The organism is Lapillicoccus sp. (genome assembly GCF_025353065.1).
Taxonomy (GTDB): domain Bacteria; phylum Actinomycetota; class Actinomycetes; order Actinomycetales; family Dermatophilaceae; genus Lapillicoccus.
Genome location: NZ_JANXRJ010000084.1, coordinates 13,215 through 36,273, shown reverse-complemented (window position 1 = coordinate 36,273; position 23,059 = coordinate 13,215). Strand labels below are relative to the sequence as shown.

Sequence of the window (23,059 nt, the reverse complement as noted above, 5' to 3'; positions counted from 1 at the left end):
CGTAGAACTTGAGGGCCTTGCCGCCGGCGGTGGTCTCCGGCGAGCCGAAGAATACGCCGATCTTCTCGCGCAGCTGGTTGATGAAGATCATGGTCGTGTTGGTCTGGCTGAGCCCGCCGGTGAGCTTGCGCAGCGCCTGGGACATCAGCCGAGCCTGGAGACCGACGTGGCTGTCACCCATCTCGCCCTCGATCTCGGCGCGGGGCACGAGTGCGGCGACGGAGTCGATGACGATGATGTCGATGGCGCCGGAGCGGATGAGCATGTCGGCGATCTCCAGGGCCTGCTCCCCCGTGTCGGGCTGGGAGACGAGGAGACCGTCGGTGTCGACGCCGAGCTTCTTGGCGTACTCCGGGTCGAGTGCGTGCTCCGCGTCGATGAAGGCCGCGATCCCGCCCGCCTTCTGCGCGTTGGCGACCGCATGGAGGGCGACGGTCGTCTTGCCGCTCGACTCCGGTCCGTAGATCTCGACGACCCGGCCGCGCGGGAGCCCGCCGATGCCCAGGGCCACGTCGAGCGCGATCGAGCCCGTCGGGATCACCTCGATCGGCAGCCGTGTCTCGTCACCCAGGCGCATGATCGCGCCCTTGCCGTGCTGCTTCTCGATCTGGCCGAGAACCATCTCGATCGCCTTGTCGCGATCCGGAGGGCCAGCTGGCATGTCTTCCACCGTGCTTTCTGAGTCGTGTCGGTCGTCCACCTGCGACCCGCATCGCATTCGACCGTGCTGCCGGCCGGACGTGTTGTCAGATCAGACGTTAGGAGTAGGGACCGACATCGCACGAGGTCGTTCAGCAGGCCTGTGGATCGTGGGACGACGGGCCTACCCCATGTGCACAACCTACCGAACAGGTGTTCGACCCGACCACAGCGACACGCCCACTTCTCGCGGTCGCGTCATGGACGGCGTCTGAGGCGCTCCGGCTCCTTGCCGAACCGGCGTTCCGCCGGCACGTCCATCTCGTCGCAGATCGCGTCCCACACCTCCCGAGCCGGTATGCCGGCCTCGAGCGCCTCGTCGACCGTGCGCCCACCAAGGGTCAGCACCGTGTGGTCACGAGCGAGCGAGGTGGCATACCCCGCCTCGAACTCGTCGTTCATCAGGGTCCAGAAGACGCTCAGCCGCACGTCGGCGATTTTGCCACACCGTCGGCGGCCCCCGACACGCAAGAAGTTGGCCATCCCCCTGTCCAGATGGTGGACCAACGGCTACGGTCATCCCACTCAGCATTTTCCGATGCTTCTCTCGGAGAATTCACAGCATTACACCCATGGAGGTTCTTGCATGCGAAGGGCACTTATCGGCGCCGCCTGCCTCACCCTGGTCGGCGGCCTCGCTCTCGCCACGACGTCACCGGCCACCGCCGGGTCCGTGGCGACCGCGACGGCGAACACCAGTCCCGCCGGCAGTTCGGCCGGCGACACCGCCAGTTCCGACACGGGCGGTACGGCGGACCTCGCGGACCCGCTCGCGGCCAAGCAGTCGGAGCTGCGTCAGGAGGCCGTCCAGGCCGTCATCAAGGGGACGGCCAAGGTCGAGTCGCGGGGCGGCTCGCAGGTCGTCAAGGTCGGCACCAAGAGCGTGCCGTTGACCGCCGCCCAGAAGGCCCAGGCCAAGGCCGGCCAGACGGTGACGCCGAAGAAGGTGGACCAGTACGTCGAGCTCTCCCGCGAGAAGACCGACAAGATCTTCGTCGTGCTGGCGGAGTTCGGCAACACGCGCGCCACGGACATCGACCCCCGCTACGGCGACGTGGACACCGACCCGGCGACCGCTGGCCCGACCACCTTCCAGGGTCCGCGACGCAACCAGATCACCGAACCCGACCGGACGAAGGACAACTCGACCATCTGGCAGAAGCACTACTCCCCCGAGCACTACCGCCAGCTCTACTTCGGCGCCGGCTCCGGGGTCGAGTCCCTCAAGACCTACTACGAGAAGCAGTCCTCGGGTCGGTACTCCGTGGACGGAACCGTGACCGACTGGGTGAAGGTCAAGTACAACGAGGCCCGCTACGGCCGCAGCAATGGTTTCCCGTGCACCGGCATCGTCTGTTCCAACACGTGGAACCTCCTCAAGGACGCCCTCGACCAGTGGGTCCTCGACCAGAAGGCGACCGGGCGCACCGACGCCCAGATCAAGACCGACCTCACCTCCTTCGACCAGTGGGACCGCTACGACTACGACGGTGACGGCAACTTCAACGAGCCCGACGGCTACATCGACCACTTCCAGGTCGTCCACGCCGGGGGCGACCAGGCCGACGGTGACCCGCAACAGGGTGAGGACGCCATCTGGTCGCACCGCTGGCGTGCCTTCCAGTCCGGCGAGCAGGGTCCCGGCCCGGCCAACTTCCCCATCGGCGGGACCCAGATCGGCACGACCGGCCTGTGGGTCGCCGACTACACCGTCCAGCCGGAGAACGGCGGGCTCTCGGTCTTCGCCCACGAGTACGGCCACGACCTCGGTCTGCCCGACCACTACGACACCGCAGGGGGCGGCGACACCGCCGTGAACTGGTGGACCCTGATGGCCCAGTCCAGGGCGCGCGCCAAGGGCGACGAGGGTATCGGCACCCGCCCGGCCGACCTCGGGGTCTGGGACAAGCTCCAGCTCGGCTGGCTGGACTACGAGGTGGTCCTCGCCGGTCAGCAGAAGACGATCGACCTCGGCCCGCACGAGTACAACTCCGCCAAGGCCCAGGGGGTCGTCGTGGTCCTGCCCAAGAAGCAGGTCACCTCGACGCTGCCCACGCCTCCCGAAGGGACGAAGCAGTGGTGGAGCGGCAAGGGTGACGACCTCAACACCTCTCTCACCCGTCAGGTGGTGGTGCCGGCCGGTACGTCGCAGCTCACCTTCAAGGCGAGCTGGGACATCGAGGACTGCGGTGCCGATGCGTGCGACTACGCCTACGTCGAGGTGGACAACGGCTCCGGCTGGAAGGCGATCCCCGGCTCCATCACCACCGCGGCCGAGGGCAATGGGATCGACGGCACGAGCGACGGCTACCAGCCCGCAACCTTCGACATGTCCGCGTATGCCGGGTCGACCGTCGGCCTGCGGTTCCGCTACGCCACCGACGGCGCCGCGGGCGGTACCGGCTTCTTCGCGGACGACATCGCCCTCACCGCGGGGACCACGACCGTGTTCACCGACGGCGCCGAGGCCGGCGCCAACGGCTGGACGGCCACCGGCTCCACCGTTGTGGGCGCGGTCCAGAGCACGGCCTTCGACCAGTACTACCTGGCGAGCAACCGCTCCCGGGTGTTCTACGACCGCTACCTCCAGCACGGGCCCTACAACTTCGGCTTCGGGACCGCGGCCCCGGACAAGGTCGAGTTCTTCCCCTACCAAGAGGGCCTGCTCGTCAACTACTGGGACACCTCCTACAGCGACAACAACACGACCCAGCACCCGGGAGCCGGACTGGTCCTGCCGGTCGACGCCCACCCCGACCTGTTGGCGAACCTCACAGGCGCCTTCTGGCGTGGCCGGATCCAGACCTACGACGCCCCCTTCTCACTCCGGAAGGCGGAGTCGTTCACCCTGCACGTCAACGGCCAGCCCAGCTACGTCCGCGGTCGGGCGGCGCAGCCGGTGTTCGACGACACGACGTCCTACTGGCGCGCCGAGCAGCCGTTCACCGGGGTCAAGGTCGCGGGCGCCGGGGTCACGATGACCGTGGTGAAGCAGCAGGGCACGTCGATGACGGTCAAGGTCGGCACCAGCCCCACGACGTAGCCCGTCCCGGCGGCAGCCAGCCGCGATCTCGACCGCGAGGGCGACTCCGCTACGGCGGGGTCGCCCTCGTCGGTGGTGACTCCACGTCGTGCGAGGTGCAGGACCCGATAACGGAATGGACAGTATGTGTAGATTTTGTCGGCGGGTGTCGGCTACCTGACTTACGATGCGCGGGTCAGTAGTCAGGAATTTCTCAGGGGGAACACCGTCATGTCCCAGTACCCGGGCCCACAGGGTCCGTTCGACCCGCAGCACCAGCCGGCGGGGACGGAGGGTGCCGACCAGCTCAGCTTCGGGCCCGCTCCGCAGGGCCGCGGTACCACGCGCGGCCTGCTCATCGGAGGAGCCGCCACGGCGGTGCTGCTCGTCGGGGGAGGCGCGTTCGCCTACCAGGCCCGGCTCGCGCCGCACGGCGGGCAGCCCGACAGCGTCATCCCCGCAACCGCCCTGGCTTATGTGCGGTTCGATGCCGATCCGTCCGTCGGGCAGAAGATCGCCGCTACCCGCTTCCTGGGCAAGCTGCCCCAGGTGGCCAAGCAGGGCACGGACCCCGACGTCAAGAAGACGCTCTGGACCTTCGTGGTCGACGCCGAGCCGAAGCTGAAGTCGCTCGACTACACGACCGACGTCGAGCCCTGGCTCGGCGACCGGGCCGGTCTCGCCCTCCTGCCGGGTGGCACCAAGGACAAGCCTCATGTCGTCATCGCCGTCGCCGTCAAGGACGAAGCGAAGGCGCAGGCGGGTATCAACAAGATCTCCACGACGGCGGGCGGGGGCGCCGACCTCGATGTCACGACGAAGGACGGCTTCGCGCTGATGACGCCGAAGGGTGACGGCGCAGCGGTGCTCGCCGACCTCGCGAAGGGGTCCCTCGCGACGAACTCGACCTACACCGGTGACATGTCCGCACTCGGCGACACCGGCATCGCCTCGGCGTGGGTCGACTCGAAGGGGCTCGGGGACCTCGTCAAGAGCCTTGCCGCCGGGTCGACGCCGGTGGACCCCTCGCAGCTGGCCGCGGCCGGCCGGGTCTCGGTGGCGCTCCGCTTCGACGCCGACTACGTCGAGCTCGCGGGCTCGTTCCGCGGTGGCCAGGCCCTGGGCAAGAGCTCGGGTGCGCAAAAGGGCGCAGGCGCGGCGTCCCTGCCCGACGACACCATGGCGGCACTCCAGGTCAACGGTCTGGGCGACGCGGTGGGCGCGATGTGGCCGCAGATCTCCAAGGCCCTCCCGGCCGACACGATCTCCCAGGTCGAGAGCCAGCTCGGGGTGACCCTCCCGGGCGACCTCCAGCTCGTCCTCGGGCAGAGTCTCACGCTCGCCCTGCCGAAACAGGACCTCACGTCCCTGTCCAGCGCCAACCTCCCGACGGTCGGGATCAAGGACGTGACCGCCGATGGCCCGAAGGTCGACGGCCTCGTCACGAAACTGAGCCAGCTCGGCAGTGTCGACAACGTCGTCAAGCACGGTGTCGACGGCAACACCGTCTACCTCGCCACGACCGACGCGTATGTGGCCCGACTCCGGGCCAGCGGCGGGCTCGGCGCCACCGATCTCTTCAAGAAGGCGGTCGTCGGCGGTGACACGGCGTCAGTGGTGGCCTTCGCCGACCTCGGCGCGCTCAAGCCCACCTACCTCGACCAGGTGCCGGCGGCCTACCGCGACGTCGTCTCCTCGCTGACCGGGGTGGGTCTCTCGGTCACGACTCCCGGCGACGGTACGGGCACGTTCTCGATGCGACTTGTCGGCAACTGATCTCTGACGCCTCGACATCGGTCTGCGCAGGCACCCGCGGGACGTCCGCGTAGACCGTTGTCGGTGGCTGATGGCAGGGTGTCCTTCTGATGGCCACCTCCGCTCCCGACGTGCTCGATCGCTTCTCCCCCGCCACCGCAGCGTGGTTCCGGGGGTCGTTCTCGGTGCCCACCCCGGCGCAGGCCGGCGCCTGGGAGGCCATCAGCTCCGGGCACCATGCGCTCGTCGTGGCGCCCACAGGTTCAGGAAAGACGCTGTCCGCGTTCCTCTGGGCCCTCGACCGCCTCGCGAGCACTCCTCCGCCCGCCGAGAAGCTCGCCCGGTGCCGGGTGCTCTACGTCTCTCCGCTCAAGGCTCTCGCGGTCGACGTCGAGCGCAACCTCCGCTCACCCCTGGTGGGCATCGGGCACGCAGCGACACGGCTGGGCGAGACGATGCCCGACATCGGCGTCTCGGTCCGCTCCGGTGACACCTCGCAGCAGGAACGGCGCTCTTTCAACCGGGCGCCCACCGACATCCTCATCACCACGCCCGAGTCGCTGTTCCTGATGCTCACCTCGAGCGCCCGGGAAGCGCTCGTCGGCATCGAGACGGTCATCCTCGACGAGGTGCACGCGGTCGCGGGCACCAAGCGGGGCGCCCACCTCGCGGTCAGCCTCGAGCGCCTCGACGCCCTCCTGCCCAAGCCGGCCCAACGCATCGGGCTGTCGGCGACCGTGCGTCCGGTCGAGGAGGTGGCGCGTTTCCTCGCGGGAGGCCGCCCGGTCGACATCGTGCAGCCGGAGTCGACCAAGGAGTGGGACCTCAAGGTCGTCGTCCCGCTCGCCGACATGTCCTCGCTCGGCGAGGTGACCGAGGACCTCACCGGTCCCGCCGCCGGCGAACCTCAGCGCGCGTCGATCTGGCCGCACGTCGAGGAGCGCATCGTCGACCTCGTGGCCGCCCACCGCTCAACCCTCGTCTTCGCCAACTCGCGCCGGCTCGCCGAACGGCTCACGGCCCGCCTCAACGAGATCTGGCAGGAGCGGCTGGCCCAGACCCAGCTCGACGAGCAGGCCGAGCTGGACGAGCAGACCGCTGCTGCACCGCACGACGCAGAAGACGATGGAGATGAGGTCGACTGGGAGCCGCTCGTCGCCGCCGTCAGCGGCCGGCCCGGCAGCGCACCCGCGCAGACCATGGCGCAGTCGGGCGCATCGACCGGCGCCGCCCCACTGCTGGCGCGGGCGCACCACGGCTCGGTCAGCAAGGAGCAGCGGTCCGAGATCGAGAACGCGCTCAAGGCCGGCCTGCTGCCCGCCGTGGTCGCGACGAGCAGCCTCGAGCTCGGCATCGACATGGGCGCGGTCGACCTCGTCATCCAGGTCGAGTCCCCGCCGAGCGTCGCGAGCGGTCTCCAGCGTGTCGGCCGGGCCGGGCACCAGGTCGGGGCGGTGTCGCGGGGGGTCCTCTTCCCCAAGTTCCGCGGTGACCTCGTCCAGACCGCGGTCGTCGTCGAGCGGATGCGGGCGGGTCGCATCGAGGCGCTCGCCGTCGTCGCCAACCCGCTCGACGTCCTCGCCCAGCAGATCGTCGCGATGTGCGCCCTCGACGACTGGGCCGTCGACGACCTCGAGAAGATCGTGCGCGGAGCCGCCCCGTTCGCGGCGCTGCCGCGGTCCGTCCTCGAGTCCGTCCTCGACATGCTCGCCGGGCGCTACCCCTCCGACGAGTTCGCCGAGCTGCGACCCCGGCTCGTCTGGGACCGGGTCACGGGCGTCCTCAGCGGCCGGCGCGGAGCCCAGCGGCTCGCGGTCACCTCGGGGGGCACGATCCCCGACCGGGGTCTGTATGCCGTGTTCCTCGCCGGTTCCGAGGGCACCGGACGTCGGGTGGGCGAGCTCGACGAGGAGATGGTCTACGAGTCCCGCATCGGTGACGTCTTCACCCTCGGCACCTCGAGCTGGCGGATCGAGGACATCACGCACGACCGCGTCCTGGTCTCCCCCGCGCCCGGCCTGCCGGGCCGGTTGCCGTTCTGGAAGGGCGACTCCCTCGGGCGACCCACCGAGCTCGGCCAGGCCGTCGGCGCCTTCGTCCGCGAGGTGGGGGCGCTCTCACCCGAGAAGGCCCGGGCCCGGGTCGGCCTCGCCGGTCTGGACGCCTGGGCGACCGACAACCTCCTCGCCTACCTCGAGGAGCAGAAGGAGGCCACCCGCCACCTCCCGAGCGACAAGACGATCGTGGTCGAGCGGTTCCGCGACGAGCTGGGTGACTGGCGGATCGCGGTCCTGTCCCCCTACGGCGCTCCGGTCCACGCGCCGTGGGCGCTCTGCGTCTCGGCCCGGATGCGCGAGCGGTTCGGCGTCGACGTCCAGGCGATGCACGGCGACGACGGCATCGTCTTCCGGCTGCCCGACCTCGAGTTCGACGAGATCACCGGCGCCGAGGACGGCAACGTCGACCCGAGCGACTCCCGCTCGCGGGCCAAGGGCGCCCAGCGGGTGGCCGACGAGCTGCTGTCCCTCATCCTCCTCGACCCCGCCGAGGTCCACGACCTCGTGACCGAACAGATCGGCGGGTCGGCCCTGTTCGCCTCCCGGTTCCGCGAGTGCGCCGCGCGGGCTCTGCTGCTCCCGCGCCGGCGACCCGACCGTCGACAGGCGCTCTGGCAGCAGCGCCAACGGTCGGCCCAGCTGCTCGAGGTCGCCAGCCAGTACCCCTCCTTCCCCATCATCCTCGAAGCCGTCCGCGAGTGCGTCCAGGACGTCTTCGACGTGCCCGGCCTGACCGACCTGATGCGCCGCATCGGCTCCCGCGAGATCACCACGGTCGATGTCGAGACGGCCCACCCCTCGCCGTTCGCGCGGTCCCTGACCTTCGGCTACGTCGCCCAGTTCATCTACGAGGGCGATTCCCCACTGGCCGAACGACGAGCGGCGGCGCTCTCGCTCGACCCGACGCTGCTGGCGGAGCTGCTCGGCCGGGGCGACGGGCTCAGCCTCCGTGACCTGCTCGACCCCGAGGCTGTCGCCCGGACCGAGGCAGAGCTGCAGCGGCTCGACGAGAATCGTCGCTGTCGAGACGGCGAGGACGTCGTCGACATGCTCCGCTCGCTGGGGGCGCTGCCCCTGGAGGCGATCGTCGCGCGCACCGTGGACGGCACCGACTCCCGCAGCGTGGGGGGCTGGCTCGTCGAGCTCGAAGGCACCCGCCAGGTCATCCGGGTGCGGGTCGCCGGCGAGGAGCGATGGGCGGCCATCGAGGACGCCTCGAGGCTGCGCGACGCCCTCGGCAGCTCACTGCCGGTCGGGGTTCCGGACATCTTCCAGCAGCCCGTCCCCGATCCGCTCGGAGACCTCGTCGCCCGCTACGCGCGCACGCACGGACCCTTCCCGGCCTCCGACCTCGCGTCGTGGCTGGGCCTCGGCTCGGCCGTTGTCGCCGACGCGCTCCGCCGACTGGTGAGCGCCGGTCGCGTCGTCGAGGGGGCGCTCCGGCCCGACCCCACGGGCGCCGGGGCGGGAGGGCTCGACTACTGCGACGCCGGAGTGCTCCGCACCCTGCGGCGGCGCTCGCTCGCGGCGTTGCGGGCCGAGGTCGAGCCGGTCACGAGCTCCGACCTGGCCCGCTTCCTGCCGAGCTGGCAGGGGGTGGGCGGCGGCCTGCGCGGCCAGGAGGGCCTGATCCGGGCGGTGGAGCAGCTCGGTGGCGCGGTCGTCCCCGCGAGCGCCCTCGAGACCCTCGTCCTGCCGGGCCGGGTCAGCGGCTACACCCCGGCGATGCTCGACGAGCTGATGTCCGGCGGTGACGTCGTCTGGCGGGGCCACGGGTCGCTGCCGGGTGACGACGGCTGGGTCTCGCTGCACCTCGCCGACCTCGCCCCCCTGACCATGCCCCCACCCGACGAGAGCATCGACCTCGGTGACCTCCACCACGGTGTGCTCGGGGCCCTCGCCGGCGGCGGCGCCTACTTCTTCCGGTCGCTCTCCGACGCCGTCGGCAGCACCGACGACGAGGCGCTGTTGACCGTCGTCTGGGACCTCGTCTGGTCCGGCCGGCTCACCAACGACACCCTCACGCCACTGCGCGCCCTGCTCGCCGGCGGACGGACCGCCCACAAGCGCCGCCAGGTCGGCCCGCGACGAGGCCGGTATGCCGGTCGGCCCAGCACCCTGGGTGGGCCTTCCGGTCTCGGAGGGATCGGCGGTGCCGGCCGTGGCCCGGCGCGGCCGACCATGCCGGTCCGCAGCGGCCCGCCGGCCGCGGCCGGCCGCTGGGCGCTGCTGCCCGACACCGAGACGGACGCCACGCTCGTCGCCTACGCCACGGCCGAGGTGCTGCTCGACCGCTACGGCGTGGTCACCCGCGGCAGCGTCATGGCGGAGGCCGTCCCCGGCGGGTTCGCCGGCGTCTACCGTGTCCTCGCCGCCGCCGAGGAGTCCGGCCGGGTGCGGCGCGGCTACTTCGTCGAGGGCCTGGGGGCAGCCCAGTTCGCCTCGACCGGGGCCGTCGACCGGCTCCGGGCGCAGAGCCGTGCCGTGGGGGTCTCCGCACGATCGGGGGACGACGCCCCGGCGATCGTGCTGGCAGCCTGCGACCCCGCCAGTCCCTACGGCGCCGCCCTGCCCTGGCCCGACCGCCCGACCGACGGCGCCCGTGCTCCGGAGGAGCAGTCCATCGGCGCGCGCTCGCCGAGATCCTCGGCAGCGGGGACCTCCCCGACGACACCCGGCTTCGTGCCAGCGTCCAATCCAGCTGTCACACATGGTCGCTCACGTGATGAGGATGCCCTCTCCGCACCTGCCGGGGTCTCCACCGGGGCCGTCGCCCGGGGTCACCAGCCCGGCCGCAAGGCCGGCGCTCTCGTGGTCATGGTCGACGGTGAGCTCATCCTCTACGTCGAGCGCGGCGGCCGGACCCTGCTGACCTGGACCGACGAACTCGCGCCGCTGCAGGCCGCCGCCGATGCGCTGGCCCTGGCGGTGCGCGAGGGTGCCCTCGGCCGCCTCACGGTCGAGAAGACCGACGGGGCCCAGGTGCTCGGGTCGGGTCACCCCCTGGAGGAGGCCCTGGCTCGCGCCGGGTTCCACGCCACCCCCCGTGGGCTGCGGCTCCGACGATGACCCTTCGGACGATGACCCCGCACACGATGACCCCGCGGCAGAGGGTGACCCGTGCCCGAGGGTGACACGGTCTACCGCACCGCCCACCGGCTCGACCAGGCGCTGGCCGGGCAGCCGTTGGTCCTCGCCGACCTCCGCTGGCCCGAGCTCTCCACCATCGACCTGGTCGGTCGGACCACCCTCGAGGTCGTTCCCCGGGGGAAGAACATCCTCCACCGACTGAGCGGCGGCGTCACCGTGCACTCGCACCTGCGGATGGAGGGGCAGTGGCGCATCGAGCACACGGCCTCGCTGACCGCACGGTCGCTGGCCAACCTCCAGATCCGGGCCCTCCTCGGAGCCGAGGCCTATACCGCCGTGGGGTTGCGGCTCGGCGACCTCCACGCCGTCCCCACCTCGGCCGAGCACACCCTCGTCGGCCACCTCGGGCCCGATGTCCTCGGCCCCGGCTGGGATCCTGCCGAGGCCGCGCGCCGGCTCGCGGCCAGCCCGACGACCATCGGCGCCGCCCTCCTCGACCAGCGGAATCTGGCGGGCGTCGGCACGATGTATGCCGCGGAGTCGCTCTTCCTCGAGCGCCTCCCACCCTGGACTCCCGCCGCCGAGCTCGCCCCCACCGCAGTCGCATCCCTGGTCGAGCGGGCCCACCTGCTGCTCGACCGCGGCAAGGAGGGCGCCGTTCAGCGGACGACCGGTCGCGGCGACCGGGGGGAGTGGCACTTCGTCCACGGGCGGTCCGGCCGTCCCTGCCTGCGGTGCGGCACGACCGTCCGCGTCGCGATGATCGGCGACGCCCCCCGCGAGCGGACGATGTTCTACTGCCCGAGCTGTCAGGGCGGGCTGGGTCCGACCGACGACGGCCGTCAGCAGCGCCCCCTCGGGTCGGGGACGGCGAAGCCGGCGAAGACGGCTTACCGCAACCGGCGCTGACGGCCCACCCGACCACGTCAGGACCTCGGACGCGGGGCGGGAAAGTGACTCAGTCCGCGACGAGCCGGCCGATCCCCAGACCGGGCGTGTCAGGCAGGGTGATCGTCGGCCCGTCGTAGGTGATCCCTCCGACGACCGGCGATCGGGCTCCCCACCACGCGGCGTCGAGGTCGCTGGTGAGGGTCGTCGGTCGTGCGGCCACGAGGGCGGCCGCCGCCCCGACGCCGATGTGGCTCTCCATCATCGAGCCGACGATCGTGCCGAGGCCGTGGTCTGCCGCCCGACGCAGCAGCTCGAGGGCGACGCCGAGCGAGCCGCACTTCGCGAGCTTGACGTTGACCATGTCGGCGGCTCCGAGCCGCAGGATCCGGTCGAGGTCGAGGAGGGAGTAGAGCGCCTCGTCGGCCATGATCGGCAGACCGACGCGAGCCCGCACCCAGGCGAGCCCCTCGACGTCGTCGCCGGCCACCGGCTGCTCCACGAGCTCGACCCCGAGGTCGGCGTCCTCCAGAGCCAGCACCACCTCGACCGCCTCCGCAGGCGACCACCCCTGGTTGGCGTCGAGCCGGATCGTCACGCCCGGCCCCACCGCGTCACGCACCGCACGCACCCGCGCGACGTCGGTGCGGGGATCGGTGCCCACCTTCATCTTCAGGGTCGTGAAGCCCTCGGCCACGCGCCCTGTCGCAGCGGTGGCGAGGTCGTCGGCGCTGCCCGCGGACAACGTCACGTCGGTCGATACCGTGGCCCCCGCGGCGGCGGCGGTGGGCAGATCCGCGTCGGGTCCGCCGGAGGTCGGGGTGAGCGTGCGCAGGAGGTCCGGGAGCGGCATACCCGCGCGTCGTGCCACCAGGTCGTGGAGGGCGACGTCGAGGGCGGCCTTCGCGCCGAAGTTGCGGGCCACCGCCCGCTGGACAGCGCCCGCGGCGTCCGGCCAGTCGTCGACGTCGCGGCCCACGACGCATGGCGTGAGCATCTCCTCGACGCACGCCGTGGCCCCGGCCAACGACTCCCCGGTCACCTGCCAGACCTGCGGAGCCTCACCCCATCCGACCACACCGTCAGAGTCGGCGACGCGCACGACGAGGGTCTCGGACGTCTGGGTGCGGCGCAACGCCGTCACGAAGGGGGTATGGAGCGGGACGCTCAACCGGGCGCAGGAGACCGACTCGAACCGCGGCACCGGAGGGGGAGGAACTCAGGCGGCGGAGGCGATCGGGGCGGCCACGCCGACGGGGAGCTGCACCGGCGCGGTAAGCGCCTCGGTCTCGGCGACGCGCACGGAGACCTGGCTGAGCACCTCGGAGAGAGGCAGACCCAGGGCACCGCAGATGGAGCCCAACAGCTCTGAGGATGCTTCCTTCTCGCCGCGCTCGACCTCGCTGAGGTAGCCGAGCGAGACCGAGGCCGAGGCGGACACCTCACGCAGAGTCCGGCGCTGACGCTGGCGGCGCTCACGAAGGACGTCACCCAGCTCACGTCTCAACAGAATCATGTCGCCTCCTCCAGATCTCGCTCGTCGGTCGGTGCCCTGGTGTCGTGGGCGGGGAACGTCCTGCACCCCGACGCCTCAACCTTAACCCTTCGTCCCGGCTCGCGCTGTGAGACCCACACGAAACGGGGCAGTCGGGTCAACGGTCGCGACGACCGGAATACTCCCCCACCGACACGGCCCCTGAATTCCACCCGTCCGGGGCGTCGGCCGGGTCAGCCCAGCGACCGGGCCAGCAGCGCGATGACAGCGTCGACGGCTCCGTGCCGGACGGCTGCCCGGTCACCCTCGAGGGCGAGTCGCTCGACGACCACCACCGAGGGTCCGACGACGGCGACGAAGACCGTGCCCACCGGCATACCGTCCTGCGGATCGGGGCCGGCGACACCGGTGGTCGCCAGTCCCCAGTCGGCGCCGAGCCGGGCGGCCACCCCCGTCGCCATCTGCGTCGCCACGTCGGCGTCGACCGCTCCCCGGACCGCGAGCAGGTCGGCGTCGACGCCGAGCAGAGCGGCCTTGAGCGGGGTGGCGTAGGCGATCACCCCGCCCCGCACGGCGGCCGACGCCCCTGGCGTGTCGACGAGTCGAGCGGTCACGAGACCTCCGGTGAGCGACTCCGCGCAGGCGACGGTCTCACCGCGTGCTGTCAGGCGCCGGACGACGTCGCCCGACGCGTCCTGGTCCAACGAGTCGGACGATGCGCCCACCCGCCCGGCCGCGCTCACGAGCCGCGTCTCGCGGCGCGGGCAGCGCGCTTGGCGAGGGCGCGAGGGCTGGTGCGCCGCAGGGTGTGCGCCTTCGTCGCGTAGTCGATGCCGGTGACCACCGTGACCACGAGCGCTGCGATGAGCACCGCGTGCGCGATCCAGGACCAGGTGCTCGCGCCGGGAAGCACGGACAGCGGGAAGGCGAGCATGCCGAGCGCAGCGGTCTGCAGCAGGGTCTTGACCTTGCCCCCACGACCGGCCGGCATCACGCCGTGCCGGATGACGACGAAGCGCATCACGGTCACCGCGACCTCTCGCGCGAGGATGATCCCGGTGACCCACCACGCCACTTCCCCGATGAGGGACAGGCCCACGAGAGCCATGCCGGTCAGCGCCTTGTCGGCGATGGGGTCCGAGACCTTGCCGAAGTCGGTCACGCTGTTGCGGCGACGGGCCAGGTCGCCGTCGAGGCTGTCGGTCACCATGGCCACGGCGAAGACGACGAACGCCCCCAGCCGGTATGCCGTCTCGTCGCCGCCGTGGTGGAGCAGCAGCCACCCGAAGACCGGCACGAGCAGGATGCGCGAGACGGTCAGGAGGTTGGGCAGGTTCCACGCGCTCGGCCGGTGCACGACGGGAATGAGCGGATCCGCCGCGGCCGACGGGCCCGTCGGACCGGACGGCAGACCGGAGGCGGCGCCGGACAACGGCGCGTGCCCGGAGCGGTCCCGGTCGACGTCACTCACAGGCGGCGTCCTCGCCACAGGCCGACCACGGTGTCCATGGGCTCAGCTCGGCCGGGCCACGAGGTCGATGCCGTCGGTGCCGATGACGACGGCGGGCACGATGTCGCCCACGGCCGGGACGGCGGTCGCTGCGGAGGAGACGGAGGGGTCGAGCCGCAGGATCGTCACGCCGTCGACATCGGGACCCTGGAAGGCCGCGCGGCCGATGACCTCACCGGTCTCGTCGTCGAGCTCCTCGACGAGCACGTCGACGTGCTCGCCGATCCGCTGCTCGGCGCGCTGGGTGGTGAGCTCCTCGACGAGCGCGGTGATCCGCGAGACGCGGTCGGTGATGACGTCGTCCGGCAGCTTGCCGTCGAGGCCCTCGCCCTCGGTGCCGTCCTCGTCGGAGTAGCCGAACACGCCGACGACGTCGAGCTCCGCCGCGGTGAGGAAGGCCTCGAGCTCGGCCAAGTCGGCCTCGGTCTCACCGGGGAAGCCGACGATGACGTTGGAGCGGATGCCGGCCTGCGGCGAGCGGTCGCGGACCCGACCGAGCAGGTCGAGGAAGGACTCGCGGCTGCCGAAGCGGCGCATCCGGCGGAGCAGCGGCTCCGAGGCGTGCTGGAAGGAGATGTCGTAGTAGGGGACGACCCCGGGCGTCTCCGCCATCGCCGTCAGCAGCCCGGGGCGGATCTCGGCCGGCTGGAGGTAGGAGACCCGGACCCGCTCGATGCCCTCGACCGCGGTGAGCTCGGGCAGCAGCTTCTCGAGCAGGCCGAGGTCGCCGAGGTCCTTGCCGTAGGACGTGGAGTTCTCGCTGACGAGGAAGAGCTCGCGCACGTCGTGCTGGCCGAGCCAGCGAGCCTCGGCGAGGATGTCGGCGGGGCGACGCGAGACGAAGGCACCCCGGAACGAGGGGATCGCGCAGAAGGCGCACCGGCGGTCGCAGCCGCTGGCGATCTTCAGCGGCGCCCACGGCCGTCCGTCGAGCCGCGCGCGGATGACGCGGGGGCCGCTGGCGGGCACCGGGCCCTCGATGGTGAGCCCGTCGGCGGGCGCGGTGACGGCGGCGCCGGACGCACCCGGCATACCGGATGCGTCGCCGTGCCCGGGGAGGGCGACCCCGGCGGCGGACGCCTGCCGCTCGACCGGCGAGAGGGGCAGGAGCAGCCGCCGGTCGACCGGTGTGTGGGACGCGATGCGGCCGCCGTCGAGGATGGCCGTGAGGTGCTGCGACATCTGGCCGTAGGAGTCGAACCCGAGCACGGCGTCGGCCTCGGGGAGCTGGGCGGCGAGCTGTTCGCCGTAGCGCTCGGCGAGGCACCCGACGGCCACGACGGCACGGGTGCGGTTGCCCCCGCCCTTGAGGTCGGAGGCCTCGAGCAACGCGTCGATGGAGTCCTTCTTGGCCTGCTCGACGAACCCGCAGGTGTTGATGACGGCGACGTCCGCCTCGGACGCGTCGTCGACGAGGTCCCACCCCTCCGCCTCGAGCCGACCGGCGAGCTCTTCGGAGTCGACCTCGTTGCGCGTGCAGCCCAGGGTCACGAGGGCAACGCTGCGTCGAGGAACCGCCGAAACCGTCACCGGAAGAGTCTACGGGCGCGGCGTGCATGCCCCGGGACGCCTGACATGATCATGCGGGTGACTGCTGACCGCATCGACCGGCTCCTCGCGGCCCACCCCCTCGTCGACGGGCACAACGACCTGCCGTGGGAGGCCCGCGACCAGGTCGGCTGCGACTTCACCCGCCTCGACCTCGCCGCCGGGACGACGACGACCTGCACCGACGTCCCGCGACTGCGAGCCGGCCGGGTGGGGGGCCAGTTCTGGTCGGTCTACGTCCCCAGCAACCTCCCGGGCGACGCGGCCGTCACCGCGACCCTCGAGCAGGTGGATGCCGTCCACCAGATGGTGGCCAGCTTTCCCGACGACCTCGGCTTCGCCCGCACCGCCGACGAGCTCGAAGCCGTCTTCAGGGCGGGCCGGATCGCCAGCCTGATGGGGGCCGAGGGCGGCCAGTCGATCGGCTGCTCGCTCGCCGCCCTGCGGATGCTGCACGTGCTGGGGGTGCGTTACATGACGCTCACCCACAACGACAACACCCCGTGGGCCGACTCGGCGACCGACGTCGCCGTGCACCACGGCCTGTCCCGGTTCGGAGTCGAGGTCGTCCGCGAGATGAACCGGATCGGCATGATGGTCGACCTGTCCCACGTCTCCCCCGACACGATGCGCGCGGCCCTCGACGCCGCCGAGGCGCCGGTCATCTTCAGCCACTCGTGCGCCCGGGCCGTCACCGACGTCCCCCGCAACGTCCCCGACGACGTCCTCGAACGCGTCCGTGACCAGGGCGGCACGTGCATGGTCGCCCTCGTGCCGGAGTTCATCAACGCCGACGTCGTGGCCTGGCGTCGGGAGGCGGTCGTCGCCGCGGCCGAGGTCGGGGTGGAGGACAAGGACTACGTCGCCTTCCTCGCCTTCACCAAGGCGCGGAGCGCCCTGCACCCCAAGCCCGACGCCACCATCGCTGACGTCGTGGTCCACCTCGAGCACCTGCGCGAGGTCGCCGGGATCGACCACGTCGGCATCGGGGGCGACTACGACGGGACCGACACCTTCCCCCTCGGCCTCGAGGACGTTAGCGGCTATCCACGCCTGTTCGCCGCCCTCGCCGACCGGCGCTGGTCCGACGAGGACCTCGTCAAGCTCGCGGGAGGCAACACCCTGCGAGTGATGCGCGACGTCGAGGTGGTCGCCCGCGACCTCGGCGCACAACGCGGTCCGTCGCTCGCGACGATCGCCGAGCTCGACGGCATACCGGCGGGGTAGGGCCGGGGTCAGCCGCCCAAGATGGAGAGCCCGCGCCGCTCCGCCGCGGCCAGCAGTCGCTCGTCGAACGAGGCGACTGTCGCGCCCTCTTCCTCGGCGGCGAGGAGAACGCAACAATCCGGCATCTTGAGACCGACGGAAGCGCGGAGCTGGGCGAGCCTGACCGCCGTGTTGCTGGGAAACACGATCTCGTGGATCTCGAGGTCGTGGAGCGCTGCCAGCACCCGGTCGAGGCGCCCGTCCCGAATCGGCACGACGAGGACCTCGGCCAACGAGAGCGAGTTGACGGCGAGGTCGTCGTCCACCGCCCCGGTCAGGAGCGATTCGGCCGCCGCATGGTGCGCGTCGTCGCGATCGAGGTAGGCGATGAGGACGCTCGCGTCGAGCACGATCACGGGGGCCACTCTTCGCGAAGGTGCGTCAGGTAGTCAGGTCCGTAGGCTCCGGTGAGGGCACCGCTGTGGGTGCGGATGGCCTCGAGCCTGCGGCGGCGCCGCTCCTCCTGCGACTGGATGGCTGCCCGATGACCGTCCAGGGCGAGGCGCACCAGCAGTTGCGAGCGGCTGAGATCAGGCCAGCGGCGGGCCGCGTCGTCGAGCGCGGCCGCGAGGTCGTCGGTCTCGGTGACGAAGTGCCGGGGTCGGGTGGTGGGCATATCAGAGTGTAGCACCTGTAGACAATAGTGCTACACCACGTTCGGCGATCAGGTGGTTCAACCGAAGTCGGCCCAGACCTCACGTCCGGACCCGTCGACCGTGACCTCCCCGCCGTAGGGCAGGATCCACTGCGGCTGGGTGTGTCCGAAGGGCACCCCGACGCACACCACCGCGTCGGGGTTGTAACGGCCGACGAGAGCGATCGCCGCGTCCCGCTGCTCGGCGCGGTGTGCGGCCCGCTCCGGCGAAGTCGGCCGCTTCTCGAAGCTGGACGCCGGGGGCCGGGCGACGAGCACCGCGTCGACCGCACTGAGCAGGCCGCGCTCCCCCAAGGACCGCACGATCCAGCCGAACTCCTGCGTGGGAATGAGGTCCTCGCTGGTCTCCAGCAGCAGCACCCCGCCCTCGAGCACCGCCGGGTCGGCAGGGAAACGGCCGGCGGTCAGGATCCACTGGATGACCTCGAGGCAGCCGCCCCAGGTGCGCCCGGTCACGCAACGCTCCGGACCGGCCCAGGCCCACGGCTCGGTGGCCTCGCGGTCTCCGAACTCGGTCAGCGCGGCGGGATCGGCCCAGTCCTTGCCGAAGTCCTCCGACACACCGGGGTCGGTGATCCGAAGGCGCTCACCGGTCAGCAGGGCCGCTTTCAGGGCCGCCACATGACACGGGTCGACGAATGGGCCGGGCCCCAGCTGGACCTGCGTGGAGCCGCCGTAGAACCCCGAAACCCCCTGTGTCCACAGCCAGTTCAGGATATTGGTGTTGTCGCTGTATCCCACGTACGGCTTCGGGTCGGCGCGGACGGCGTCCGCGTCGAGGTGGGGCACGACGGTGATCTGGTCCTCACCGCCGATGGTGGCCAGGACCGCTCGGATCTCCGGGTCGCCGAAGGCCGCGTTGAGGTCGGCGGCCCGGGCCTGCGGGCTCGCCCCCAGCTGGCGCGTCGTGGGGTACTCGACCGGGATCAGGCCCGTGACCTCGGTCAACCGCCGCATGGCCTGCTCGTGCACCGCCGGCGCGGCCCCGGGAGCCGCGAAGGACGGCGAGAGCACCGCCACCCTGTCGCCGGGTCGAGCCTTCTGCGGAGCCACCAGGGGAGAAACCATCGCTCATGGAACCACCCCGCCCGGCGTCCCACCAAGCCGGTTCTCACCGCCGATCGTGGTGAGCCCACGGCATACCCGGGCAGGCGGTCCAGGACGCCCGTCAAGATCGCGTCAAGGTCCGTCAACCGCGCGTCAACCGGAGGCAGTGCGCCCCTCGCCCGGCTTTGACTCGACGGGTGATCGAAAACATCGTTGCCGGGATCATCGCCCTGGCCCTCATCGGCTATCTCGTCTACGCCCTCGTCAAGCCGGACCGCTTCTGATGAACGAGACGCTCTCCGGCCTCCTGACCATCGGCGTCCTCGTCGTCATGCTCGCGGTCGCCCACGTCCCGCTGGGCAACTACATGGCGCGCGTCTACACCACCGAGCGGCACCTGCGCCCCGAGCGCTGGCTCTACCGCCTCGCCGGCGCCGACCCGGCCAAGGAACAGAACTGGAAGGTCTACGCCGCATCCGTCGGCGCCTTCTCGCTGTTCAGCATCGTGCTGCTCTTCCTCATCATCGTGGCGCAAGGGATCCTCCCCTTCCACAACGGCGAGACGATGCACATCGACACGGCGGTCAACACCGCCATCTCCTTCGTGACCAACACCAACTGGCAGTCGTATGCCGGTGAGGCCGGCACGTCGATCTCCGTCCAGGCCGTGGGTCTCACGGTCCAGAACTTCGCCTCGGCCGCGGTCGGCATCGCGGTCGTCATCGCGCTGATCCGGGCCTTCGCCCGCCACGAGACCTCCCTCATCGGCAACTTCTGGGTCGACCTCGTCCGCACGGTCACGCGGATCCTGCTGCCGATCGCCGTCATCGTCGCGGTGCTGCTCGTCGTCGCCGGCGTGGTGCAGAACCTCGCCGCCCCGATGGCGGTCACCGGAGTGACCGGGGGCGCCCAGTCGATCCCCGGCGGACTGGTCGCCTCCCAGGAGGCCATCAAGGAGCTCGGCACCAACGGCGGTGGCTTCTTCAACGCGAACTCCGCGCACCCGTTCGAGAACCCCAACGCCCTCACCAACCTCTTCGAGATCTTCCTGCTGCTCGTCATCCCGTTCTCGTTGCCCCGCACCTACGGCGTCATGGTCGGCGACAAGCGTCAGGGCTGGTCGATCCTCGGCTTCATGGCCATCCTCTGGGGCGCGGCCGTCGCTCTCGTGACCTGGGCCGAGGTGGCCGCCAGCTCGGGCGTCGCCGGATCCATGGAGGGGCGCGAGACACGCTTCGGCATCTGGGCGTCCTCGCTGTTCGCGGCCTCCACGACCTCGACGTCCACCGGGGCCGTCAACTCGCTCCACGACTCCTACAGCGGCGCCGGCGGGGCGGTCCTCCTGCTCAACATGATGCTCGGCGAGATCTCGCCGGGTGGCACGGGGTCGGGCCTCTACGGCGCGCTGGTCGTCGCGATCATCGCGGTCTTCATCGCCGGCCTCATGGTGGGACGCACCCCGGAGTTCCTGGGCAAGACCATCGGCCGGTACGAGATCACCCTCAGTGCGCTCTACACGCTGGTGACCCCGGCGCTCGTCCTGGTCCTCGGCGGTCTCGCGATCAGCCTCCCGGTGGCCAAGGCCGGGCTGCTCAACTCCGGGCCCCACGGCCTCACGGAGATGATCTACGCCTTCACCTCGGCCGCGAACAACAACGGCAGCGCGTTCGCCGGGCTGACCGCCGACCAGCCCTACCTCAACCTCACGCTCGCGCTCGCCATGCTGCTCGGACGCTTCGTCCCCATGCTGCTGATCCTGGCTCTCGCCGGTCGGCTCGTGGCGCAGAAGAAACGGCCGGCGACCGCGGGCACCATGCCGACCCACACCCCCCTGTTCGTCTCCCTGCTGGTCGGCGTCGCGCTGATCGTGACCGGGCTGACCTACTTCCCCACACTGGCCCTCGGTCCGATCGCAGAGGCACTGTCATGAGCACCGCCACCACGACCAACAGCACCACCAGGAGCACGGCCCCGAAGAAGGCGGCCGGCATGAGTGCCGCCTCCCTCGTCGCGGCCCTGCCCCAGGCCCTGGTCAAGCTCGACCCGCGCCACGTCTTCCGCAGTCCCGTGATCTTCGTCGTGTGGGTGGGCTCCCTCCTCACGACGGTGCTCGCGATCATCAGCCCGTCCACCTTCTCCGTCGGCATCGCGATCTGGCTGTGGATCACCGTCGTGTTCGCCAACATGGCCGAAGCCGTGGCCGAGGGCCGTGGCAAGGCCCAGGCCGCGACCCTGCGCGCCGCCCGCACCGAGACCGTGGCGCGGCGACTCGTCGGCGACGGTCCGGACGAGGAGGCCGTGCCCGGATCGGAGCTGCGGCTGGGCGACCGCGTGGTCGTCGAGGCCGGCCAGATCATCCCCGGTGACGGAGACATCGTCGAGGGCGTCGCGACCGTCGACGAGTCGGCCATCACGGGCGAGTCGGCCCCCGTCATCCGGGAGTCCGGTGGCGACCGGTGCGCCGTCACCGGTGGCACCACCGTGCTCTCGGACCGGATCGTCGTCAAGATCACGACGAAGCCCGGCGAGACCTTCATCGACCGGATGATCGCGCTCGTCGAGGGTGCCTCCCGGCAGAAGACCCCGAACGAGATCGCCCTCAACATCCTGCTCGCGACGCTGACGATCATCTTCCTGCTCGTCGTCATCGCTCTGCAGCCGATGGCCGCCTACTCGGGCGGGACCCAGAAGGTCGTCGTGCTCATCGCCCTCCTGGTCTGCCTCATCCCGACGACCATCGGGGCGCTGCTCTCGGCCATCGGCATCGCCGGCATGGACCGGCTCGTCCAGCGCAACGTCCTCGCCATGTCGGGTCGGGCCGTCGAGGCCGCCGGCGACGTGTCGACCCTGTTGCTCGACAAGACCGGCACGATCACCCTCGGCAACCGGCGGGCGACGGAGTTCGTCCCCGTCGGCGGCGCGACCGCCGCGGACCTCGCCGACGCGGCATACCTCAGCAGTCTCGCCGACGAGACGCCCGAGGGCCGCTCGGTCGTCGAGCTCGCCGACGCGAACTACGACACCGGCTCGGGCGACCGCACCGTGGCGGGGCTCCAGCGCGACGGGGCGACCTTCATCGAGTTCAGCGCGCAGACCCGGATGTCCGGTGTCGACCTCGCCTCCGGGGAGCTGGTGCGCAAGGGCGCGGGGAGCCAGGTCGCGGCCTGGGTCGTCGAGCACGGGGGCACCGAGCCCGCGGACCTGAAGGCCGAGGTCGACCGGGTCGCCAGCTCGGGCGGCACTCCGCTCGTCGTGGCCAAGCAGCAGACCGGTTCTCCCGCAACGGTGCTCGGCGTCATCCACCTCAAGGACGTCGTCAAGCCGGGGATGACGGAGCGGTTCACCCAGCTCCGGACCATGGGCATCCGCACGGTGATGATCACCGGCGACAACCCGCTGACCGCGGCCGCCATCGCCAAGGAGGCCGGTGTCGACGACTTCCTCGCCGAGGCCACCCCCGAGGACAAGATGGCCCTCATCCGCAAGGAGCAGGAGGGCGGCCGGCTCGTCGCGATGACCGGTGACGGCACCAACGACGCCCCGGCGCTGGCCCAGGCCGACGTGGGCGTGGCGATGAACACCGGGACGTCGGCCGCGAAGGAGGCCGGCAACATGGTCGACCTCGACTCGGACCCGACGAAGCTGATCGAGATCGTCGCGATCGGCAAGCAGCTGCTCATCACCCGCGGGGCGCTGACCACCTTCTCGATCGCCAACGACGTCGCGAAGTACTTCGCGATCATCCCGGCGATGTTCACCGGCCTCTTCCCGGGGCTCGGCACCCTCAACATCATGCGGCTGTCGACCCCGAACTCCGCGGTGCTCTCGGCCGTCATCTTCAACGCGCTCGTCATCGTCGTCCTCATCCCGCTGGCGCTGCGGGGCGTGCGCTACCGCCCGGCTTCGGCGGCGTCGATGCTGCGGCGCAACCTGCTCATCTATGGCCTCGGTGGCGTCATCTCGCCGTTCATCGGCATCAAGATCATCGACCTCGTGGTCTCCCTCATCCCCGGAATGAAGTGATCGA

At 71.1% G+C, this 23,059-nt stretch carries 18 protein-coding genes; 8 read left to right on the top strand and 10 right to left on the bottom strand.

The window, feature by feature from the left end; genetic code table 11:
* Together recA and Q0R63_RS07200 are read right to left on the bottom strand one after the other, a co-directional pair.
* Window positions 1–661 (bottom strand): recombinase RecA (gene recA, locus Q0R63_RS07205; protein ID WP_295695776.1); only part of this gene is annotated, 661 nt, incomplete at its 3' end.
* A 236-nt stretch (window positions 662–897) separates the two neighbouring features.
* On the bottom strand, window positions 898–1,128 hold the full coding sequence (locus Q0R63_RS07200) for a DUF3046 domain-containing protein (RefSeq protein WP_295695774.1): 231 nt from the start codon (window positions 1,126–1,128) through the stop codon (window positions 898–900).
* 157 nt (window positions 1,129–1,285) lie between these two features.
* On the opposite strand from Q0R63_RS07200, the gene Q0R63_RS07195 reads away from it, so the two are divergent.
* The 4 genes from Q0R63_RS07195 (at window position 1,286) to Q0R63_RS07180 (ending at window position 11,532) form a co-directional block, all read left to right on the top strand.
* The gene (locus Q0R63_RS07195) at window positions 1,286–3,742 is read left to right on the top strand and encodes an immune inhibitor A domain-containing protein (RefSeq protein ID WP_295695772.1); all 2,457 of its coding nucleotides are present in this window, start codon (window positions 1,286–1,288) and stop codon (window positions 3,740–3,742) included.
* Between the two features lie 210 nt (window positions 3,743–3,952).
* Window positions 3,953–5,497 carry a DUF3352 domain-containing protein gene (locus tag Q0R63_RS07190; protein ID WP_295695770.1) on the top strand — a complete coding sequence of 515 codons (1,545 nt, stop codon included), beginning with the start codon at window positions 3,953–3,955 and terminating at the stop codon, window positions 5,495–5,497.
* Between the two features lie 89 nt (window positions 5,498–5,586).
* Window positions 5,587–10,602: an ATP-dependent helicase gene (locus tag Q0R63_RS07185; RefSeq protein ID WP_295695768.1), complete on the top strand. Its 5,016-nt coding sequence runs from the start codon at window positions 5,587–5,589 to the stop codon at window positions 10,600–10,602.
* Window positions 10,603–10,653: 51 nt separating this feature from the next.
* Window positions 10,654–11,532: a DNA-formamidopyrimidine glycosylase family protein gene (locus tag Q0R63_RS07180; protein ID WP_295695766.1), complete on the top strand. Its 879-nt coding sequence runs from the start codon at window positions 10,654–10,656 to the stop codon at window positions 11,530–11,532.
* A 49-nt stretch (window positions 11,533–11,581) separates the two neighbouring features.
* Here Q0R63_RS07180 and Q0R63_RS07175 read toward each other — a convergent pair whose 3' ends face one another.
* The 5 genes from Q0R63_RS07175 to rimO form a co-directional block, all read right to left on the bottom strand.
* On the bottom strand, window positions 11,582–12,682 hold the full coding sequence (locus Q0R63_RS07175; protein WP_295695763.1) for a mandelate racemase/muconate lactonizing enzyme family protein: 1,101 nt from the start codon (window positions 12,680–12,682) through the stop codon (window positions 11,582–11,584).
* A gap of 48 nt (window positions 12,683–12,730) precedes the next feature.
* Complete coding sequence (locus Q0R63_RS07170) at window positions 12,731–13,027, bottom strand: helix-turn-helix domain-containing protein (RefSeq protein WP_295695761.1); 297 nt, start codon at window positions 13,025–13,027, stop codon at window positions 12,731–12,733.
* A gap of 212 nt (window positions 13,028–13,239) precedes the next feature.
* A complete protein-coding gene (locus Q0R63_RS07165) occupies window positions 13,240–13,710 on the bottom strand; it encodes a CinA family protein (protein ID WP_295695782.1) in 471 nt (156 codons plus the stop codon).
* A 35-nt stretch (window positions 13,711–13,745) separates the two neighbouring features.
* Window positions 13,746–14,372: a CDP-diacylglycerol--glycerol-3-phosphate 3-phosphatidyltransferase gene (pgsA, locus tag Q0R63_RS07160; protein WP_295695780.1), complete on the bottom strand. Its 627-nt coding sequence runs from the start codon at window positions 14,370–14,372 to the stop codon at window positions 13,746–13,748.
* A 147-nt stretch (window positions 14,373–14,519) separates the two neighbouring features.
* Window positions 14,520–16,046 (bottom strand): 30S ribosomal protein S12 methylthiotransferase RimO, encoded by a 1,527-nt coding sequence (rimO, locus tag Q0R63_RS07155; RefSeq protein WP_295695759.1) that lies wholly within the window; start codon window positions 16,044–16,046, stop codon window positions 14,520–14,522.
* 51 nt (window positions 16,047–16,097) lie between these two features.
* Here rimO and Q0R63_RS07150 point away from each other — a divergent pair, with 51 nt between their 5' ends.
* Window positions 16,098–17,291 (top strand): dipeptidase, encoded by a 1,194-nt coding sequence (locus Q0R63_RS07150; protein WP_295695778.1) that lies wholly within the window; start codon window positions 16,098–16,100, stop codon window positions 17,289–17,291.
* 8 nt (window positions 17,292–17,299) lie between these two features.
* Here Q0R63_RS07150 and Q0R63_RS07145 read toward each other — a convergent pair whose 3' ends face one another.
* The 3 genes from Q0R63_RS07145 to Q0R63_RS07135 are packed head-to-tail and all read right to left on the bottom strand — an operon-like array spanning window position 17,300 to window position 19,053.
* Window positions 17,300–17,686, bottom strand: coding sequence for a PIN domain-containing protein (locus Q0R63_RS07145; protein ID WP_295695757.1), 387 nt, complete (start codon window positions 17,684–17,686; stop codon window positions 17,300–17,302).
* The gene (locus Q0R63_RS07140; RefSeq protein ID WP_295695755.1) at window positions 17,683–17,946 is read right to left on the bottom strand and encodes a hypothetical protein; all 264 of its coding nucleotides are present in this window, start codon (window positions 17,944–17,946) and stop codon (window positions 17,683–17,685) included. The genes Q0R63_RS07145 and Q0R63_RS07140 overlap by 4 nt, the downstream gene beginning before the upstream one ends.
* Window positions 17,947–18,003: 57 nt before the next feature.
* Complete coding sequence (locus tag Q0R63_RS07135) at window positions 18,004–19,053, bottom strand: S66 peptidase family protein (protein ID WP_295695753.1); 1,050 nt, start codon at window positions 19,051–19,053, stop codon at window positions 18,004–18,006.
* A gap of 164 nt (window positions 19,054–19,217) precedes the next feature.
* Between Q0R63_RS07135 and kdpF the strand changes: the two genes are divergently transcribed.
* Genes kdpF through kdpB form a run of 3 tightly spaced genes read left to right on the top strand, consistent with a single transcriptional unit; the run spans window position 19,218 to window position 23,055 of the window.
* Entirely contained in the window at window positions 19,218–19,316 is a 99-nt protein-coding gene (kdpF, locus tag Q0R63_RS07130) for a K(+)-transporting ATPase subunit F (RefSeq protein WP_295695751.1), read from the top strand.
* A complete protein-coding gene (gene kdpA / locus Q0R63_RS07125; RefSeq protein ID WP_295695748.1) occupies window positions 19,316–20,962 on the top strand; it encodes a potassium-transporting ATPase subunit KdpA in 1,647 nt (548 codons plus the stop codon). Before kdpF ends, kdpA begins: the two co-directional genes overlap by 1 nt.
* Entirely contained in the window at window positions 20,959–23,055 is a 2,097-nt protein-coding gene (gene kdpB / locus Q0R63_RS07120; RefSeq protein ID WP_295695746.1) for a potassium-transporting ATPase subunit KdpB, read from the top strand. Before kdpA ends, kdpB begins: the two co-directional genes overlap by 4 nt.
* The last annotated feature ends 4 nt before the right edge of the window (window positions 23,056–23,059 follow it).

Excerpts from the sequence above, each read along its gene's own strand:
- Q0R63_RS07195 (WP_295695772.1), top strand. The coding sequence starts at position 1,286 with ATGCGAAGGGCACTTATCGGCGCCGCCTGCCTCACCCTGGTCGGCGGC.
- Q0R63_RS07190 (WP_295695770.1), top strand. The coding sequence starts at position 3,953 with ATGTCCCAGTACCCGGGCCCACAGGGTCCGTTCGACCCGCAGCACCAG.
- Q0R63_RS07185 (WP_295695768.1), top strand. The coding sequence starts at position 5,587 with ATGGCCACCTCCGCTCCCGACGTGCTCGATCGCTTCTCCCCCGCCACC.
- Q0R63_RS07170 (WP_295695761.1), bottom strand. The coding sequence starts at position 13,027 with ATGATTCTGTTGAGACGTGAGCTGGGTGACGTCCTTCGTGAGCGCCGC.
- Q0R63_RS07150 (WP_295695778.1), top strand. The coding sequence starts at position 16,098 with ATGCGGGTGACTGCTGACCGCATCGACCGGCTCCTCGCGGCCCACCCC.
- Q0R63_RS07140 (WP_295695755.1), bottom strand. The coding sequence starts at position 17,946 with ATGCCCACCACCCGACCCCGGCACTTCGTCACCGAGACCGACGACCTC.
- Q0R63_RS07135 (WP_295695753.1), bottom strand. The coding sequence starts at position 19,053 with ATGGTTTCTCCCCTGGTGGCTCCGCAGAAGGCTCGACCCGGCGACAGG.
- kdpA (WP_295695748.1), top strand. The coding sequence starts at position 19,316 with ATGAACGAGACGCTCTCCGGCCTCCTGACCATCGGCGTCCTCGTCGTC.
- kdpB (WP_295695746.1), top strand. The coding sequence starts at position 20,959 with ATGAGCACCGCCACCACGACCAACAGCACCACCAGGAGCACGGCCCCG.